Raw genomic sequence first — 18,911 nt, 5'->3', positions numbered from 1 at the left:
TGTCGTTCGGCGTTTAGCGGATGCGCACGATGCTGGTCATGCGATCGACGAAGGTCTGGGTGTCGTTGAACATCATGGGCAGCAGCGGTGTCACGGACACGGCGTTGAGCTTCACCCGGCGCATGCTGCCATCGGCCTGGCGGTAGCTCATGCCACCCACATCGTGGATCACGTACGGCTGGCCATCGAGGTTGCCGATCACCATCATCACGTGGCCCGGGATGTAGACCAGGTCGCCCGGCTGCAGTGCCATGGCGGCCTTCACGCGGGCGTCGTGGCTGTCCTTGTCGGAATACAGGGTGTGGTCGAGGCCCGGGCTTTTCGCCTGGTCGCCGGTGTTACGCGGCATCTGCACGCCCACGCTGCGGTACACATCGGAGACGAAGCCGCTGCAGTCGCGGCCGTTATAGGCATGGCCCCAGCCGTAGCGCTCACCGAGGAACTTGAACGCCTGGCGGATCAGGTTCGCGCGGGTGAGCGGCAGGTAATCGGCGGTGGAATCCTGGTTGCGCGGGAGCAGGGCGGGGTGGAACGACAGCGAGCCGTCGTTGCCACGCAACGGCAGGCTGAGCACCCACGATGTATACGCGGTCTGCCCATTCACCGGTTGATCCGGCGGCAGCGTTGTATCCAGTGGTACGCGCGTTCCCATATCCAGCTGCAGTTCGGATAGCACGGGGACTTCTGGCGTATACACCGTCTGTGGCTTGGCGCCCGTGATCACGCGGTAAGGCGTGGCATCCACATGGGCGAAGATCGCCTGCGCCTCACCGTAGGCGATATCCGCCGCGCGCATCCATGCGGCATAACGCGTGCTCACCACGAAGGCCCACTGGCCATCGTGGCTCATCTGCACCACCACTAGCGGATCGCCGGGGAACAGCGTGCTTTCCTGGAACCGGTCGATATCGGTATCGCCCGCGTGGCTGAAGACGCGCAGGTCACTCGGGTAACCACGCAAGGCGCTGCGGCGCACGGCCATGCCGTAACGCGGGGTCACGTTAGCGGGAATGGCATCGATGGCCGCGTTGGCCATGATCGCGTCGACGGTGGTGGCGGGTACGTCCTTGCCTTCCACGTCGTAGAAGGCCTTTGAGGGCTTGCGGGTGAGCTTCGTGATCCAGCCCTTTACCTGGTCACGCGGTAGCGTCGCGCCCAGGTGGCGGATGTCATGCATGGACGGGTCCAGCCGCATGATCTTGTCGTTGATAGCGGCGATGGACCGCGTATCCAGCACGACCTTGTCGGCATCGGGCAGGCGTGCCACCCAGAACGAGGGATCCAGTTGGGCATCCGTGACACCCAGGACGCCCGATGGGGGCGCGGTGGGGACGTCGGCGGCGCGGGCCAGCGCGCTGCCGGCCACTGCCACGGCGAGCATGGCGGCAAGCAGGGTATGGCGAAGGGTAGTCATGCCAAGGTCCATGTCAGGTGGCCAGCGCGGAAAGGACGGATGCGACGACCAGGCCGAAGCCCGTACCGAGGATATAACCGAGGAGCGCGAGCAGGATGCCCACCGGCACCAGCGAGCGCGAATAGGTGGCCGCCAGCACAGGGGTCGCGGCCACGCCACCGATGTGCGCCAGCGAGGAAATGCCGCACAGGTACAGATCGAAGTGGAACAGGCGGGCGAAGCCGCAGAGGAACACGGCGTGCAAGGCGATCACGGTGACGCCGCACAGCAGGTAGAGCGGCGCGGCGGCGATGCCGGCGAAGCTGCTCTGCGAGGCGAGCACTGCCACCACCGAGATCAGTATGGCGCTGGAAACGGCCTGCGCGCCGGGTAACCGGGCCAGGGGCGTATGCGCGGCGAACAGGCCAGCGAAGGTGGCGATGAGGATGGTCCAGGTGGTCGAGGAGACCATGCTGCCCACCGGCAGGTGGTTGCCCAACACGGTGGCGATCGCTGCCACGGCCAGGGCGAGGCCCAGCCACAGCAGCACGCTATCGACGGTGGCAGGGGCGCGCACGGCGGTTTCCGCCACGGCCATGTCGGCGCTGGATCGCGCCTTCGTCCAGCGGTTAAAGGCTGGGGCAAGCCGGGCCACCGCGAACAGCACCACCACCCACATGGAGTAGCAAAGCGCATCGGTGAGCAACGTGGTGGCCAGAGACGTATCGGACATGCCGATGGCTTGCTTCACCGCGATCATGTTGGCGGTGCCACCGACCCAGCTGCCGGAGAGCGAGGCCAGCGGCATCCAGCCATTGCCCGGCATCCAGTGGCGGAACATGAGGAAGGCCAGGACAAACGCGGCGAACAGGCTGATCGAGGTGCAGGCGAACACGCCAAGTACCCGTGGGCCCAGCGCCAGGATGGCGCGCAGGTCGCAGTTGATCATGAGCAGGAAGAGCAGGGCCGGCACCATGCGCTTCACCAGCATCTCCTGCGCATCGTGGATCTCGGGCGAGGCCGTCCACAGGCCGGCGACCGAGAGCGCGGTGACCGTGAGGTAGGTAAGCACGATGGGTGGAAGGACTTCGAACACCTTCCAGCCGAAACGCCTTTCGATCGCCGGCCAGAAGCCGGCGGCAAGGAGCATCACGGCCAGGTAAGGCCAAACCGACTGGATCACGCGTCCCCTCCCAGGGTGGTGCCGCACGGCGTCTCGGAATTATCTATTCCTGACGAGCTATGGCGAAGCATAAATTATTGACCGGCGTTTGCAAGCATGTTACACAGCCCTGACGCACGACCCACCCACCACGGTGCAACGGGGATACCGAACGGTGCAAGCGGCTCTTCGACATTCGATTGCCTGTCACGCCTTGGCCGCATGCCTTGTGCTGGCGCCCGGCGCATCGCGCGCAAGCGCGCTCCTACACGAGCCGCTCTGCGCCGATCCGGCGCCCGCCCAAGGAACGCCCGCCCCCACCAACGGAACGCCCGCCCCGGCCAACGGAACGCCCGCCCCCTGTAGGAGCGCGCTTGCGCGCGATGGCAGCTTGCCCCAGTCCCCGGACCCCGGAACAGCGGCCGCCACCGCCAGCCAACAGATCGACACCGGCCACTTCAAAGCCGCCGAAGCTACGATCACCAAGGCACTCGCCACACCCAACCTCACACTCGCGCAACAGCAAACGCTGCTCTTCCAGCGCGAACGCATGCGCCGCATTCATCTCGATTTCAAACTCGACACCGCCGCCGCCAAAGCCAGGCTGCGCAAGCAGATCCCCGACCTCACGGACGCCGAATTCGCGACGTGGGATGCGGCCGGGCTGCTGGAGAAGCAGGTGATCGATGGCCAGACGCTTTACTTCAACCGCGCCCCCGCGAACCTGTTCCGCCTGAGTGCCGAGGCCCGCGCGCGGCGCCAGAAGCAAACGCCGTTCAATGATGGCCCCAACGAAGTCTTGAACGATCATCACCGCGCCATTCGTGCGGCGGCCGAACAGACGGATAGCAGCAGCGTGTTGCCCATGCGTGAGGAAGTGACGCAGACGCTAACCGTTCGTGCCGACGCGGTACCTGCCGGTGAAACGCTGCGCGCGTGGCTGCCGTTCCCGCGCGAGATCACGGGCCAGCAGGAGAACGTGCAGCTCGTTGCGCATGCGCCCGAGGCGTTCGCGACCAGGCCGAGCGACGCTCTCCAGCGCACGGTGTACCTCGAACAGAAAGCCGTGGCCGGCCAACCCACGGTCTTCTCCGTGACCTGGCAGGCCACGCTCTATGGCCGCGATTTCAACATCGATCCGTCGAAGGTGGTTCGCGCGCCGATCACGCCGGCGCTGAAGCCGTTCGTCGAAGAGCGCGCGCCGCACATCGTCTTCACCGAGGCGATGCGGGCGTACTCGAAGAAGGTGGTCGGGAACGAGACGAATCCCTACCGCATTGCGCAGAAACTATTCGCCGCCGTCGATACCATTCCGTGGGCCGGCGCGCGCGAGTACTCCACTCTCTCCAACATCAGTGATTACACGCTGCACGCGGGCCACGGCGATTGCGGTGAGCAGACCCTCTTGCTCCTGACCTTGCTGCGCATGAATGGCATCCCGGCGCGCTGGCAGTCCGGCTGGATGTTCTCCGACGGCACGTACAACAACATCCACGACTGGGGCCAGGTGTACCTCGCGCCCTACGGCTGGGTGCCGGTGGACGTGACCTTCGGCCGATTGAACGGCGATGCGAAGCTCGAGTACTTCTATCTCGGTGGACTCGACGCGTATCGCGTCGCCTTCAACGATGACTTCTCGCAACCCTTCGTTCCCGCGAAGACATTCCCCCGTTCGGAAACGGTGGATTCGCAGCGCGGCGAGGTGGAGTGGAAGGGCGGCAACCTGTACTTCGATCAGTGGGACTACGACTTCAACTGGCACCGGGTCGACGCGTCGCGAGGGGACGCCACGGCACACCGGTAGCCTGTTCGACAACCCGAAACATCATCTTATGGGAGTGGGGAGATGGGGGATACCAAGACGAACCGGCGCGTGCTGCGCCATGGCGCCTTGTGCCTTGCGATAGGTGTTGGCTTGCTCGCGGCATCCGGTGCAAAGGCCGCGAATACCGATGGTTCGATCGTCGGCCGCACGAAACCGGGTGCGACGGTAACCGTCCGCGATCCATCCACGGGCCTGACCCGTACGGTGACCGCGGATCGCGACGGCAGCTACCGTTTCCCGTTTCTCCCGGTAGGTCACTACCGGCTCGACAGTTCGCTGGATGGCGCCGCCGTCGGCCAGACCGCTGAAGTGAATGTCAGCCTGGGTAACGCCACCACGGTGAACCTGGTCGAGCGGCAAAAAGCCACGACCGACCTGGAAGGCGTGCAGGTGAGCGCTCCGGTGGTGATCTCCGCGGTGGACGTGAGTTCGACGGAAACGGCGACCAACGTGAGCCGTGAAGAAATCCGCCGCCTGCCAGTGGACCAGAACGTACAGTCAGTGGCGTTGCTTGCCCCTGGCGTCAATAAGGGCAACGCCGGTTTTGGCGGTATCTCCTTCGGCGGTTCCTCGGTCGCCGAGAACTCGTTCTACGTGAACGGCCTCAACGTCACCGACTTCTACAATCGCAATGGATTCTCGGAAGCACCGTTCGCCTTCTACCAGGAATTCCAGGTCAAGACCGGCGGCTACTCGGTGGAGTTCGGCCGCACGACGGGCGGCGTGGTGAACGCGGTGACGCGATCGGGTACGAACGAGTTCAAGGCGGGCGCGGAGATGACCTTCGAGGCCAGCGACTGGCAGGCGCAGACAAAGAACCGCTACTGGGATGGCGAGCGCTATATCACATCGTCTGAGGACCATTACACCCGCACCAAGATGAACGTGTATGCGTCCGGCCCCATCGTGAAGGATAAGCTGTTCTTCTTCGCAATGTACGAGGCGCGCGGTTACACCCCGCAGAACACGAACAACGATGGCACCGTGCTCACCCAGAACGATACCGACTCGGGCTTCTGGGGCGCGAAGGTCGACTGGCACATCAACGACAAGAACCTGCTCGAGTTCATGGCCTTCTCGGACAAGAACAAGAACGTCGGCTCGGTCTATGAATACGATTACCCCACCCAGGCCAAGGGCGTGAAGCAGGACGAGATCTACAGCGACACCGGCGGCAAGAACTGGAACGGCACCTTCACCAGCTACCTCGTCGACAACCTCTCGATGAAGCTGATGTACGGCAAGAACAACCGCGAAGACTTTACCCGTGGCCTGTCGGACGAGGAGTGCAACCCGGTGGCCCGCGTGAACGCGGTGCCTTCGCCGGGCGTGCCGCTCGGTTGCAGCACCAGCACCGCCGTAGAAAAGCGCAACGACACCCGCAAGCAGGGTCGCGCCGATTTCGAGTGGACCCTGGGCGATCACGTGGTGCGCTTCGGTTATGACCACGAGGTGGATACCTCGCAGTACTCACGCCGTTACCCGGGACCGGGTGCTTACTACTACAACATCTACAACACGACCCCGGGTGCCACCATCGAGAACGGCGGCGTCGTGCCCCCGGGTTACACGGCCTATGTGCGCGCCCGCCGCTACGAGATCGACGGCACCTTCGAGACGGACAACAACGCGTACTACGTTGAAGATAACTGGAACATCACGCCCGATTTCCTGCTCAACCTCGGCGTGCGCCGCGATGCCTTCGACAACAAGACCGGCGAAGGCAAGAGCTACATCAAGATGGACAACATGATCGCGCCGCGCCTGGGCTTCTCGTGGGATATGAAGGGCGATGGCACGACCAAGATCTTCGGCAACCTGGGCCGCTACTATCTGCCGGTCGCGAACGTGATCAACATCAAACAGGCGGGCGGCCTGCTCGATCAGCGCACGTACTACGGCTTCGACGGCTACCAGATCCTGGATCGCAACGGCGGCCAGTACGCCGTGCCCATCCTGGGGCCGCAGATCGGTCCGGTGGATGACTCGCAGGGCAATGGCACCGTGGGCGACCTGCGTGCCGAAGTCGACAAGCACATGGACTCGGTCTACCAGGACGAGGCCATCCTGGGCTTCCAGCAGGCGCTGGACGAGAAGTGGTCGTGGGGCGTGAGCGGCACGTACCGCAAGCTGCACAACGCGATCGACGACATGGAGATCAGCGCGACGCCTCAATGCGGTGGCGATGGCTACATCGGTTATGTGATGGGCAACCCCGGTCGCAAGACCACGGTGTACGGCGACACCAACTGCGACGGCATCCCGGACGGCTACGTCACGATCGATACGTCGAAGGAAGGCTGGGCCATGTACGACGCCGACGGCAACTACCTCGGCCAGCGTGGCTGGAAGAAGCCCCGTCGCACCTTTGGCTCGCTGGAGTTCCAGCTGGATCGCGCGTGGGACGAGAAGTGGATGTTCAATGCGTCCTACGTGCTCTCGTGGAGCCGCGGCAACGCCGAAGGTCCGGTGAACTCGGATACGAACTTCGACGACACCGGCCGCACCGAGAACTTCGACGACCCGTGGGTGAACCTCAACGGTGGCTACCTGCCGAATGATCACCGCCATCAGTTCAAGCTGCGCGGCACCTATGCGATCAGCAAGCAGTGGCAGGTGGGTGCGGATGTCACCGCCCTGTCGGGCAGCCCGATCACCGGCTATGGCGTTGGTAACCCGTATGACGCTACCGTGTACCACAGCTACTTCATCTGCGTGTCCAACTGCGCTGATCCGGTGTCGGAGAACCGTGTGTACGAGCGGTCACCGCGCGGCGAGCACCGCACGCCGTGGACCTTCAACCTCAACGCCAGCATCACCTACCTGCTGCCGATTGATGAGAAGAACAACCTGCGCGTGAAGTTCGCGGTGTACAACGTGCTCAACCAGCAGCGCACGCTGGGCGTGGACCAGGATCTGCAGACCAGCGTGGGTGGCCTCAACCCGACCTACCTTCAGCCCCAACGCTTCCAGTCGCCGCGCTTCGGCCAGCTCACGGTGTCCATCGACTTCTGATGAAACATGGCTGCCCTGTAGGAGCGTGCTTGCACGCGATGGTCTTGCGGCAAGCACCCATCGCGCGCAAGCGCGCTCCTACAGGGACCGATAGATCTGTAAAGGGAGTGACTGGTGAAACGCTTTCTTCTTCTCGCCCTCGCAGCATCGAGCCTTCACGCCCAGGACCACCCCCTCACGATCGACACCCACGTGGACATCCCTCTGTCCTACATGGCCGATCCGAAGTTCGACGCCGGCAGGGATGGCCCGCTCAAGGTCGACCTGCCGAAGATGCGCCGGGGCGGACTGGATGCCGCCTTCTTTGTCATCTACGTGGCGCAGGGGCCGCTTACCGATGCGGGTTATGCGAAGGCGGTGGCCCAAGCGACGCGCAAGTACGATGCGATCGACCGGATGCTGAAACAGTATCCCGGGCAGATCCGTGCTGCCCGCACGCCGGAGGATGTGCGTGCGAACAAGGCCGCCGGCGTGCTGTCGGCGATGATCGGTATTGAGAACAGCTATTCGCTGGGCCACGACCTTCGCCGGCTGGATACGGCCTATGCGCGTGGTGCCCGTTACGTGGGACTCGCCCACGTAGGCAACAACGACCTTTGCGGAAGCTCGCTGCCCGACAAGGACCTGGGCGACAAGCCCGACCGTAACCTCGGCATCAGCGCGTTCGGCCGGCAGGTGGCGGCCCGCGCGAATGCGCTGGGCATGATGGTGGATGTCTCGCACGCCTCGGATGCGTGCGTGCGCGATGTGCTGGCGCTGTCGAAGGCCCCGATCATCGCCTCGCATTCGTCCGCGCGCGCGCTCACCAACCACCCGCGCAACCTGTCGGATGACCTGCTGCGCGCGATCGCGGCGAAGGGCGGCGTCGTCCAGGCGGTGGCTTATAAGGAGTTCCTGAAGATCGATCCCGCGCGCGAGGCGGCGGAGAAAGCCTTGCAGCAACGCGTGGCGAAGGAAGCGGGCGACAAGGCATACGACAGCGAGAAGCACGATTACCTGCCCGCCTACGCCCAGGGCATGGCGCAGATCCAGCGCGAGCACCCGCTGGCGACGCTGGATGATTTCCTCAACCACATCCAGCACATGGTCCAGGTCGCGGGTATCGACCACGTCGGTATTGCCTCGGACTTCGATGGCGGTGGGGAGATCACCGGCTGGATGGACGCCTCGGAGACGCGTAACGTCACCGCCGCGCTGAAGGCTCGCGGGTTCTCGGACGCGGATATCGGCAAGCTGTGGGGCGGCAACCTGTTGCGCGTATGGGCGGATGACGAGAAGGCGGCGACGGCGAAACCTGCGGTCGCCTCGTACGACCAGCTCGTGGACGAGGCCATGGCCCGCTACAAGGTGACCGGCATGGCCGTGGGTGTCATCGACGAGGGTAGGGTGGCCTATACGCGTACCGCCGGGGACGTGCTCGATGCAAAAGGGCACAAGGTCGATGTGAACACGCGCTTCAAGATCGCCTCGAACAGCAAGGCGATGACGACTGCGCTCCTGGCCCGGCTCGTCGCACAGGGCAAGCTGCGTTGGGATGACCCGGTCACGAAGTACCTGCCGGACTTCAGGATGCACGATCCCTGGGTGACCGCACAGATGCAGGTACGTGACCTGCTGATCCACGACACGGGCCTGCGCGAGGGCGCCGGTGACCTGATGCTCTGGCCCGAGCCCAACACTTTTACACGGAAGGACATCCTGCACGGGCTGGCTTATCTGCAGCCCGCGCACAGCTTTCGCTCGACGTATGCCTACGACAACCTGATGTACGTGGTGGCGGGCGAAGTCGCTGCCGCCGCTGGCGGCGCGCCTTACGATGTGCTCATGCACCGCGAGGTGTTCGATCCGCTGGGCCTGCACAGCTGCGAAGTCCTCGATATCACCTCAGCGGCGGCAGGTGGTATCCGTTGCGATCTCGACGACATGCTGCGCTGGGCGGATAACTGGCTCGCGCCAGACGAGGCGCAGTACGCCTGGCTGGATGCGAAGGCGCGTGCTCCGTTATGGACGATCCAGAACCCCATGCCGGTGGGTGATCGCCGCAGTGCGTGGAATGACACGCACCTCTATGGCTACGGTTACGGCTGGCGCCTCGCCGATGTGGATGGGCAATGGAGCGTGTCACATACCGGCACGCTATCGGGCTACTACTCCACCGTGAGCCTGCTGCCTGAGCGGCGGAGTGGCTTCGTCATACTCATCAACGGCGGCAGCGAGGACGCACGCGATACGCTCGCCGAAGCGTTGCTGAAGCGGTTTACGGCGCCGTCGGAAGCGCACACGGTCGGCGAGTACGCGGACCGGATCGCGGCCGCCGCCTCGGCCGCACCTGCCGCGGCGCGTGTGCCGGATACCTCGGCCCGCGTGGCCACCTCGGCGAAGGAGGCGAAGGCCTTCCTTGGCGTCTGGAATGACCCGTGGTTCGGAGAAGTGAGCGTCTGCCCCGGCAAGGGCGGTGTCCGTTTCGAGGCCACGCGTTCGCCGGCGATGAAAGGCACGCTGAAGCGCGTCGGCACGCGATACCTCGTACAGTGGGATGGCACGCGGATGGATGCAGAGCCCTGGCTCGACCTCGCCGCACCGGACCAGCTGCGTCTTTCAAAGGTCGATCCCGATGCCGACTTCAGCAATGATTTTGAAGACCTCGCTTTTACTCGCGTCCGCGCTTGCCCTTGAGGCCGTGGCGGCAGAGCAGCCGCCCGCGCTGTCGCCCGCGCGCACGATGACCGAAGGGGGGATGGTGGACGTACGCACCCTGTCGCCGAAGCTGGCTGAGGACATGAAGTACGCCGGCACGGACAACTTCACGGGCGCGGTTGTCGAGGGTTACCGTGCACCGAAGTGCTTCCTGCGCACCGGGGCGGCCGAGGCGCTCGCCCGGGTCGAGGCGTCGTTGCGCAGCCAGGGATACGCGCTGCGCGTGTGGGATTGCTATCGCCCCGCGCGGGCCGTCACCGCGTTCGTTCGCTGGGCGGGCGACCTGTCGGATACCTCCACCAAGCCCACGCACTACCCGAACCTGGGCAAGGACAAACTGCTCGGCGAATACATCGCTCCCGTGTCCGGGCATAGCCGCGGCGCCACGGTCGATCTCACGCTGATGCATTGCGCGGCAGGCAAGTGCGAGCCACTCGACATGGGTACGGACTTCGACTTCTTCGATCCGCTCGCACATACCGCCAACCCGCGAATCACCGCCACGCAGAAGGCCAACCGCGAGCGCCTGCTGAAAGCCATGGCCGCCGAAGGGTTCGTCAACTATCCGCAGGAGTGGTGGCATTTCTCCCTCCCAGCCGCCGCTCCGCCCGTCATCTACGACGTCCCCATCCTGTAGGAGCGCGCTTGCGCGCGATGAGCCTACGTAGTGGCGACGAGGCAAGCCCCCATCGCGCGCAAGCGCGCTCCTACAAAGGCCGGGGGGCGTCTCACGGGGCTTACAGGGCCCGGGGCCGGGCGCGGTATCATGGGGGGTCCCCGCGATTCCACGGATCCCCCATGTCCACCTTTCGCTTCGCCCTGGCCCAGCACGATTTCCCTGTTGGCGCGACCGCCGACAACGCGCGCCGGGTACGGGCCCTTGCCGCTGAAGCGCGTGACCGCCTCGGCGCCAAGCTCATCGCCTTCCCGGAGCTGACCCTCTCCGGTTACCCGCCGGAAGACCTGCTCCAGCGGCCGAGCTTCCTGGAAGCCTGTGGCCGCGAACTCGAAGCCCTGGCGCCGGACCTGAAGGGCATCGCCGCGATCGTGGGCTACCCGGACAGCCAGGGCGAGGTCTATAACGCCGCCTCGCTGATTCGCGATGGCAAGGTCGAGTGGACCTACCATAAGCAGGCGCTACCGAATTACACGGTGTTCGACGAGAAGCGCTACTTCCGCGCCGGCGAGCAGACCCACGTCTTCAACATCGAAGGCGTCCGCGTCGGCATGCTGGTGTGCGAGGACATCTGGGAAGCCGAACCGGCGGCGCATGCCGCGGATGCCGGCGCGGAGCTGATCCTGGTGATCAACGCCTCGCCCTACGACCAGCGCCAGGCCGCCACGCGCGAAGCGCTGCTGCAGCAGCGCGCGACGGAGAACGGTGTCGCCATCGCCTACGTGAACCTCGTCGGTGGCCAGGATGACCTGCTGTTCGACGGCCACTCGCTGCTGGTCCAGCCGGATGGCAGCATCGCCGCCCGGGCGCCGTTCTTCGAAGACCTGTTGCTGGGCGTGGAATACGACAGTGCCACGAAGCAGCTGAAGGCGCTGGACTGGCCTGCACCGGATACCCGCAGCGCCGAGGCCGTGATGTACGACGGTATCGTCCGCGGTATCCGTGATTACGTCGGCAAGAACCACTTCGATGGCGTGCTGTTGGGCCTTTCCGGTGGCATCGATTCGGCGCTCACCTTGGTGATGGCGGTCGATGCGCTGGGCAAGGACAAGGTCACGGCGGTGATGATGCCGACCAAGTACACGTCGGATCTTTCCCTGCGTGAAGCGAAGGCACAGGCCGAGCATCTCGGCGTCGAATACCATGTGCTGCCGATCGAAGGTATCTACGAGGCGTTCACCGGCGCGCTCGCCCCTGTGTTTGAAGGCCGCAAGCCGGATATCACCGAAGAGAACCTGCAATCGCGCTCGCGCGGCGTGCTGCTGATGGCCATGTCGAACAAGACCGGCCGCCTGCTGCTTTCCACGGGGAACAAGAGCGAGATGGCGGTGGGCTATGCCACGTTGTACGGCGACATGTGTGGTGCCTACGCGCCGCTGAAGGATGTCTACAAGACGGTGGTGTATAACCTGTCGCGCTACCGCGCGGCGATCGATGGAGGTATTCCCGACGCCGTGATCGAGCGCCCGCCCTCGGCCGAGTTGCGCCACGACCAGACCGACCAGGATTCGCTGCCGCCGTACGATGAGCTGGACGCGATCCTCCAGCATTTCATCGAGGGCGAGGCCTCCGCGGAAGACATCATCGCGGCCGGCTACGACGACGCCACGGTCCGCCGGGTGATCCGCCTCGTCTACATCAACGAGTTCAAACGCCGCCAGGCGGCGCCGGGGCCTCGCGTGACGACCAAGGCCTTTGGCCGCGAACGGCGCTACCCGATCACCTCCGGCTGGCGCTAAACCCCCTGTAGGAGCGCGCTTGCGCGCGATAGCCTTTGCCGCGCATCCCATAGCGCGCATGCGCGCTCCTACAGGTAGCTGGCTCCTCGGGTCAGGCTTCGCCTACAGACGGCGGCGACATTCAGCTCTACCATCGGGCGGTGTTCGTATCTGTCTACGAGAATGCTGGAGGGCGTCTGTGGATAGCGAAGAGCCTATTGAGCTCGGTCAGGTCATTGCGTCGAGGAGCTTGGAGCTGGACGGTCGCGAGATCAGCCTTTTGATCGGCATACCCCGGCCATTCTCTGATGACGTCAATTTTTACTGTCCCTTCCAGTTGAAGGGCTACGGAGATGAGCGAGTACGTTACGCCGGCGGTGTCGACGCGATGCAAGCCTTGATCCTGTGCATCGACATGGCATCCGTCTATCTGGAGACCCGCCCCGAAACGCTGGCTGGTCGGTTGACGTGGCTTGGAAAAATCGGAGTTGGGGCTAATGCTTCCCTTCGTTGAGATTGGGTGAAAGATGGGGTGTATCGGACATTCACTGGTTTCATTGCGGATCTTTGGCGACGCGCTCCGCCCTGTCGAGATCACTCGGATGCTTGGATGCGAGCCCACGCAAGCTGAGTACAAAGGTGAGGAAATCCACGGCCGCTCAACGGGCCGAGTGCGAATCGCCCGAACGGGCTCATGGCGCTTGCAGGCAGAACGGCGTGAACCCGAAGACCTGAACGGGCAGATTGAGGAAATCCTCGGCAAACTCACTGCTGACCTCGATGTCTGGGCAGGCATCGGGCAGCGGTATCGGGTAGATCTGTTCTGCGGACTGTTCATGGCGACCAGCAACGATGGGATGTCGCTCGCGCCCGCTTCTTTACTGGCGCTGGGGCAGCGTGGCATTGAGCTGGCGCTGGATATTTATGATGCGGGCGACAATCGCTAGATCAAATCAACGGCGACAATAGGACCAACGATCCGAACGGCGCGTGTGGCCAGGCGCTTCTACCAGATTCTCCACCCTTTTCACGAGGCGTGGAAAACGCTAGGTACGACTGGCTTCACTCCTGGAAAAAAAGCCCCTCATCGCTGAGGGGCCTTCGAAATGATGCCGGGCCACTTGGTTATTCCCAGTTGTGGGAACCAGTGCGATCAGCACTGGCGGCATGGGCGCTACCCGCAGGACACCGGCTTCCGCGCTCCACCCGCCAACTATAGGACCCCAGCATGGGTCGATCAATCGTGGGGCAGGCAGAAAAAAGCCGGCTTGCGCCGGCTTTTCTCTTAGTGGTGTCCCGAGAACGGGATGGCCTTGCGCCAGATCGACGGGTGGTGCGGCCAGTTCGGGTCCGTGAGGTACGGGTGGTCCGGGTAGTTCAGGGCCAGTACCTGGCGGGTCTGGTCGGCCAGCGGCTTGCGGTCCAGCGCCAGGTAGCTGCGGGTGAGGATCGCCAGCGCATCGGCCGTTTCCGGCGACTGCTGGTAGTGCTCGACCACGTACTGGGCGCGATCGGCCGAGGCGATGTAGGCCTTGGTGCGCAGGTAGTACTCAGCCACGTGAATTTCGAACTGGGCCAGCTGGTTACGCAGGTAAATCATGCGCTGGCGGGCATCCGTGGCGTACGCGCTGTTCGGGTAACGACGGGTCAGCTGGCTGAAATCGTCGAACGCGGTCAGGTTGAAACCCTGGTCGCGGCGGGTGGCGCCCGTATCGTCGCCACGCTGCAGATAACGCTCCAGGAAACCGCTGGTGCGATCAAAATTGATCAGACCACGCAGGTAATAGGCATAATCTGCATGCTTGTGGGTCGGAAACGTCTTGATGAAGCGGTTAATCGTCGAGTACGCGTCATCCGGCTTGTTGTCTTTGTACTGCGCGTAAGCCAGTTCGATCTGCGACTGTTCGTTGATATCGCCGGAAGGGAAGCGCGCGATGAGGCGCTGGTAGGCCTTCTCGGCCGCCGCATAGTCGGCATGCTCCAGCGAATCATGTGCGTTCGCATAGAGCCGGTCGATCGGCATGGTGTCGATCGTCTCCTTCTTGCTGCGGAACATCGAGCAGGCGCTCATCGACAAGGCGAGGACGAGCAGAATGGTGATCTTGGTTGCACGCATTGAGAGAGTTCGGATGCTTGAGCGAATGGGCATGATAGCTGAAACCGGCCTCCAGCCGGGTGGAGCGGTATGACGACGGTAAGACACGAGGCCACGGTGCCGCTGACGGCCGCAGGACGGCGTTTCGACCAGTCTTTGGCCGAGATGTTCCCCGATTACTCCCGATCCCGCCTTACGGCTTGGATCAAGGAGGGCAAGGTATTGCTGAACGGGGCCCCCGCGGCACCGCGCCAGCTCCTGCACGGGGGCGAGGCCGTGGTCCTGGAGGCCGAGCTGGCCTCGGAAGTCGGCGATGCCCAGCCCGAGGACATCGCGCTGGACGTGGTCTACGAGGATGATGACCTGCTGGTGGTCGACAAGCCCGTGGGCCTGGTGGTGCATCCCGGCGCCGGTAACCCGGCGGGGACCATGCTCAATGCCTTGCTGCATCGGCTCCCGGCGCTGGCCGAGATCCCGCGCGCCGGCATTGTCCACCGCCTGGACAAGGACACCTCGGGCCTGATGGTGGTCGCCAAGACCATCGCGGCCCAGACGGCGCTGGTGAAAATGCTCTCCGAGCACGATGTGCACCGCCAGTACGAGGCTATTGTCCTGGGCACCATGGTGGCCGGCGGTACGGTGGATGAGCCCCTGGGCCGTCACCAGCACGATCGCCTGAAGCAGGGCATCCGCGATGAGGAGCAGGGCGGCAAGCGGGCGGTTACCCACTACCGGGTCCGCGAGCGCTTCCGCGCCCATACGGTCCTGCAGTGCAACCTGGAGACCGGCCGCACCCATCAGATCCGCGTGCATATGGCCCATATTGGCCACCCGCTGGTCGGCGACCAGCTTTACGGCAACGGCCTGCGCCTGCCGCGCGGAGCCAGCGATGAGCTGATCGGCGCCCTGCGCGGGTTCAAGCGCCAGGCCCTGCACGCCGAGCAGTTGGCCTTTATCCACCCGGTGACCGGTGAGGAGCTCTCGTTCACCTCGCCGCGCCCGGCCGATCAGGAAGCCCTGATCGAACAGCTCCGGGTCGATACCGCCATCCACCCGATCGAGGACTGAGCCATGGCCGACGCCTGGATCCGGCCCGATTGGGCCGCTCCCGATGGCGTGGAGGCCGCGGTCTCCACTCGCCAGGGGCCGGGCGTCTCGGCTGGCCCCTATGGCCGTTTGAACCTTGGCCTGCGCTCGGGGGATGACGCGGCGGCCGTGCTGGCCAACCGGGCATCGCTCGTCACGGCCCTGGGCCTGCCGGCGGAGCCGCTCTGGCTCCGCCAGGTCCATGGAACCGACGTTGCCGAAGGCCCGGCCGGGGCGGACGAGCCGGTGGCTGATGCCGCGGTGGCCCGGGGCCCGGGCCAGGTGCTGGCCATCCTCACGGCCGATTGCCTGCCGGTGCTGTTTGCTTCGGTCGATGGCCAGACCATCGGGGCCGCCCATGCGGGTTGGCGGGGGCTGGCGGCCGGAGTGCTGGAGAACACGGTGAAGGCGATGGGTGCCGAAGGTATCCGGGCCTGGATGGGGCCTGCGATCGGTGGTGGGTCGTACGAAGTGGGCGAGGAAGTCCGCGAAGCCTTCGTGTCCCAGGATCCGGGTGCTACCGAGGCGTTCCAAGCAACGCGGCCTGGGCATTGGCTATGCGACCTGTACACCCTGGCCCGTCGGCGCCTGGCTGCGGCGGGTGTTACCGAGGTGAGTGGTGGCGGTTTCGATACGCTCACCGATGACCGGCTGTATTCCTACCGGCGCGATGGTGCGCAGAGCGGGCGGTTTGCCAGCCTGGTCTGGACCAGGTAGCCGCTTAACCGCTTCGTAGGCTATCGCGAGCAAGCTCGCTCCTACACAGGACCCAGGCGGGCCCCTGTAGGAGCGCGCTCGCGCGCGATCCGCCGGCAGGCGGCCAATCCACGAACTCACCCGTAGGAGCGCGCTCGCGCGCGATCGGCTTCCCCTCAGGGCGCCGTCATCGGCGTGGGCACGTAAATCTCCGGCTTCACCTTCGGCGGCTCCATCAGCGCATGGAGGAAGTTGTTCCGCCAGGTGGTGATGTCGTTGCGCTCGAGCACATCCATCATGGATTGCCAGCGCATCCGCCGTTCCTTCAGCGGCATTTCCAGCGCGCGCTTCAGCGCCTCGGATACTTCATCCAGATCGGACGGGTTCACCAGCAGCGCCGCATCCAGTTCCTGCGCCGCGCCCGCGAAGCGCGACAGCACCAGTACGCCCGGATCCTGCGGATCCTGGCAAGCCACGTACTCCTTCGCGACCAGGTTCATGCCATCGCGCAGGGGTGTGACCAGGCCCACCTTGGCCACGCGGAAATAGCCCGCCAGCACCTTGTGGCCGAACGACTTGTTGACGTAGCGGATGGGTACCCAGTCCGGTTCGGCGTACTGGCCGTTGATGTGGCCGGCGCTGCGCTCCAGCTCGCGGCGCAACGAGCGGTACTCCGGCACATCGGAACGCGAGGGCGGGGCGATCTGCAGCAGCGATACCCGGCCGCGCATGTCCTTGTGGTCGCGCAGTAACCGGGCGAATCCTTCGAAGCGTTCCGGCAGGCCCTTCGAATAATCCAACCGGTCCACCCCGATGATCAGCGCGCGGTCGTCGATCGAAGCCTTGAGCTTGGAGACCGCGCCACTGTCCTCGGCCCGGTGGGCCAGCTCCACCGCCTCGGCGGTATCGATGCTGATGGGGAACACACCCGCGCGGAAGATCCGGCCGTTGGCGGCGCGGATGCGGCCACCCGTGCGCATGGCGGCGCCCAGTTCGTGCAGGAAATAATCCTCGAGTGCACGCAGGTCGCGCTGGGTATGCAGGCCGACCAGGTCGTACGAGGCCAGCGGTTCAAGTAGCTCGCGGTGCCGAGGCAGGGTAATGAGCAAGCCGGCGGCGGGTAGCGGGGTATGCAGGAAGAAGCCGATGCGGTTTTCCACGCCCAGCTCGCGCAGCATCGCTGCCAGCGGTATCAGGTGGTAATCGTGCACCCACACGATGTCGTCTTTCTTGAGCAGCTTGGCTACGCGCCGGGCGAAGATGCGGTTGACCCGCAGATAGCCCTCGAGATGATCGCGGCGGTAATCGACCAGGTCGGCGCGGTAGTGGAACAGGGGCCAAAGGGCCCGGTTGGCGAAGCCGCTGTAGTAGTCGTCGTGGTCCGCCTTGGACATATCGATGGTGGCGTAGGCGATATTGCCCTCGTCCACCTCGTGCAATTCCTTGCCGGTCTCGGCGGCGATGTTGCCGCTCCAGCCAAACCACAATCCCCCCATTTCCTGCAGCGCCGCGTTCATGGCCGATGCCAGGCCCCCGGTCTGCGTCTGCTTCGGCAGGGCCACGCGGTTCGAAATGACGACCAGTCGGCTCATGTTTGACTTGCGGCTCCCCGTGTCAAAGTGGAATTCAGCTTATCCAGCCAAGCATGGACATCCGCCGGGCTAGACAATGTGAACGCGGCGTGTGACGGCGTTCTTGCACCAATCCGCACTGACATGCCGCCGAGTGCGTTCACCACCACGAAGGCGTGTTCGTCGGTCAGGTCATCGCCCAGGTACACCGGTTTGCGCGCTCGAAATGGCGCTTCGTCAAGAAATTTCGCCACGGCGACGCCCTTGTCCATGCCGCGCGGCTTGAACTCGCACACATGGTTGCCCGGCTGAAGCTCGAAGCCGGGGAAGCTGGCGGCAATGGCTGGGGCAATGCGCTCCACCCGGGCGCCCTGCTCGGGGTGTTCGCGCCAGTGCAGGGCTACGGACCAGCTCTTGTCTTCCACGCGTACGCCGGGAAGGGCGCTGGCGGCCGTGTGCACGGCCTCGCGCAAGCGGGACAGTTCGTCGCCATCGACGGGTACGGTGGTCAGGGTGCCATCGGCGCCACGCCGCTCCAGGCCATGCTGGCCGGCAGCGGCCCAGCCGGGACGGTTGAAAATACGGTCCAGGCCCTCGATGGGTCGTCCGCTCACCAGTGCCAGGGCGCCGCCCAGCGCATCGTGCAGGGCATCCAGCGTGGCCAGCAGGCCGTCCGCCACCACCACGGCTTCCGGGTCATCAGCGAACGGCAGGAGGGTGCCATCGGCATCCAGGAACAGGGCTGCGCCAGCATTCACTCGGTCGGGCGGCGGCGGGGGCAGGGGGGTGCGGCTATCGGTCACGGGGGCTCCTGCAAAGCGGTATTTCCCGAGCATGCCTGCCCGCCCGTGAAAAAAGCGGAGGCGAACACCGCGCCTGCACCGTTGAAGGCGCAAGATCTCACCCGCATCTGTGACACCAGAGGCGGCTGCGGGGAGGGCCCGGGGCGCGCCATAACCTTTGGGAGACACCAAACG

14 protein-coding genes are annotated in these 18,911 nt (G+C 64.7%); 9 read left to right on the top strand and 5 right to left on the bottom strand.

The window, feature by feature from the left end; genetic code table 11:
• Nucleotides 1-13: 13 nt before the first annotated feature.
• On the bottom strand, nucleotides 14-1,414 hold the full coding sequence (locus ABIE56_RS13320; RefSeq protein ID WP_429244268.1) for an SH3 domain-containing protein: 1,401 nt from the start codon (nucleotides 1,412-1,414) through the stop codon (nucleotides 14-16).
• Nucleotides 1,415-1,427: 13 nt separating this feature from the next.
• On the bottom strand, nucleotides 1,428-2,576 hold the full coding sequence (locus ABIE56_RS13315) for a DUF819 domain-containing protein (RefSeq protein ID WP_429244267.1): 1,149 nt from the start codon (nucleotides 2,574-2,576) through the stop codon (nucleotides 1,428-1,430).
• 370 nt (nucleotides 2,577-2,946) lie between these two features.
• Here ABIE56_RS13315 and ABIE56_RS13310 point away from each other — a divergent pair, with 370 nt between their 5' ends.
• The 7 genes from ABIE56_RS13310 (at nucleotide 2,947) to ABIE56_RS13280 (ending at nucleotide 13,433) form a co-directional block, all read left to right on the top strand.
• Entirely contained in the window at nucleotides 2,947-4,359 is a 1,413-nt protein-coding gene (locus ABIE56_RS13310; RefSeq protein ID WP_429244266.1) for a transglutaminase domain-containing protein, read from the top strand.
• 42 nt (nucleotides 4,360-4,401) lie between these two features.
• The gene (locus ABIE56_RS13305; RefSeq protein WP_429244265.1) at nucleotides 4,402-7,395 is read left to right on the top strand and encodes a TonB-dependent receptor; all 2,994 of its coding nucleotides are present in this window, start codon (nucleotides 4,402-4,404) and stop codon (nucleotides 7,393-7,395) included.
• A 114-nt stretch (nucleotides 7,396-7,509) separates the two neighbouring features.
• Nucleotides 7,510-10,071, top strand: a complete 2,562-nt coding sequence (locus ABIE56_RS13300; protein WP_429244264.1) for a membrane dipeptidase — start codon at nucleotides 7,510-7,512, stop codon at nucleotides 10,069-10,071.
• On the top strand, nucleotides 10,025-10,729 hold the full coding sequence (locus ABIE56_RS13295) for a M15 family metallopeptidase (RefSeq protein ID WP_429244263.1): 705 nt from the start codon (nucleotides 10,025-10,027) through the stop codon (nucleotides 10,727-10,729). The genes ABIE56_RS13300 and ABIE56_RS13295 overlap by 47 nt, the downstream gene beginning before the upstream one ends.
• A 161-nt stretch (nucleotides 10,730-10,890) precedes the next feature.
• Nucleotides 10,891-12,507, top strand: coding sequence for an NAD+ synthase (locus tag ABIE56_RS13290; protein WP_429244262.1), 1,617 nt, complete (start codon nucleotides 10,891-10,893; stop codon nucleotides 12,505-12,507).
• 178 nt (nucleotides 12,508-12,685) lie between these two features.
• The gene (locus tag ABIE56_RS13285) at nucleotides 12,686-13,000 is read left to right on the top strand and encodes a DUF6968 family protein (RefSeq protein ID WP_429244261.1); all 315 of its coding nucleotides are present in this window, start codon (nucleotides 12,686-12,688) and stop codon (nucleotides 12,998-13,000) included.
• Nucleotides 13,001-13,013: 13 nt separating this feature from the next.
• Nucleotides 13,014-13,433, top strand: coding sequence for a DUF4279 domain-containing protein (locus ABIE56_RS13280; RefSeq protein ID WP_429244260.1), 420 nt, complete (start codon nucleotides 13,014-13,016; stop codon nucleotides 13,431-13,433).
• Between the two features lie 338 nt (nucleotides 13,434-13,771).
• Here the strand turns inward: ABIE56_RS13280 and ABIE56_RS13275 are convergent, their stop codons facing one another.
• Nucleotides 13,772-14,602: an outer membrane protein assembly factor BamD gene (locus tag ABIE56_RS13275; RefSeq protein WP_429244259.1), complete on the bottom strand. Its 831-nt coding sequence runs from the start codon at nucleotides 14,600-14,602 to the stop codon at nucleotides 13,772-13,774.
• Between the two features lie 69 nt (nucleotides 14,603-14,671).
• Here ABIE56_RS13275 and rluD point away from each other — a divergent pair, with 69 nt between their 5' ends.
• Nucleotides 14,672-15,649 carry a 23S rRNA pseudouridine(1911/1915/1917) synthase RluD gene (gene rluD, locus ABIE56_RS13270; RefSeq protein ID WP_429244258.1) on the top strand — a complete coding sequence of 326 codons (978 nt, stop codon included), beginning with the start codon at nucleotides 14,672-14,674 and terminating at the stop codon, nucleotides 15,647-15,649.
• 3 nt (nucleotides 15,650-15,652) lie between these two features.
• Nucleotides 15,653-16,384, top strand: coding sequence for a peptidoglycan editing factor PgeF (pgeF, locus tag ABIE56_RS13265; RefSeq protein ID WP_429244257.1), 732 nt, complete (start codon nucleotides 15,653-15,655; stop codon nucleotides 16,382-16,384).
• Between the two features lie 155 nt (nucleotides 16,385-16,539).
• Here the strand turns inward: pgeF and otsA are convergent, their stop codons facing one another.
• On the bottom strand, nucleotides 16,540-17,955 hold the full coding sequence (otsA, locus tag ABIE56_RS13260; RefSeq protein WP_429244256.1) for an alpha,alpha-trehalose-phosphate synthase (UDP-forming): 1,416 nt from the start codon (nucleotides 17,953-17,955) through the stop codon (nucleotides 16,540-16,542).
• A complete protein-coding gene (gene otsB, locus ABIE56_RS13255) occupies nucleotides 17,952-18,737 on the bottom strand; it encodes a trehalose-phosphatase (protein WP_429244255.1) in 786 nt (261 codons plus the stop codon). Before otsB ends, otsA begins: the two co-directional genes overlap by 4 nt.
• Nucleotides 18,738-18,911 lie beyond the last annotated feature (174 nt).

This window comes from Luteibacter sp. 621 (assembly GCF_050435445.1).
GTDB lineage: Bacteria > Pseudomonadota > Gammaproteobacteria > Xanthomonadales > Rhodanobacteraceae > Luteibacter.
The sequence above is the reverse complement of the archived record's forward strand: the minus strand, read 5'-3'. Positions and strand labels throughout refer to the sequence as shown.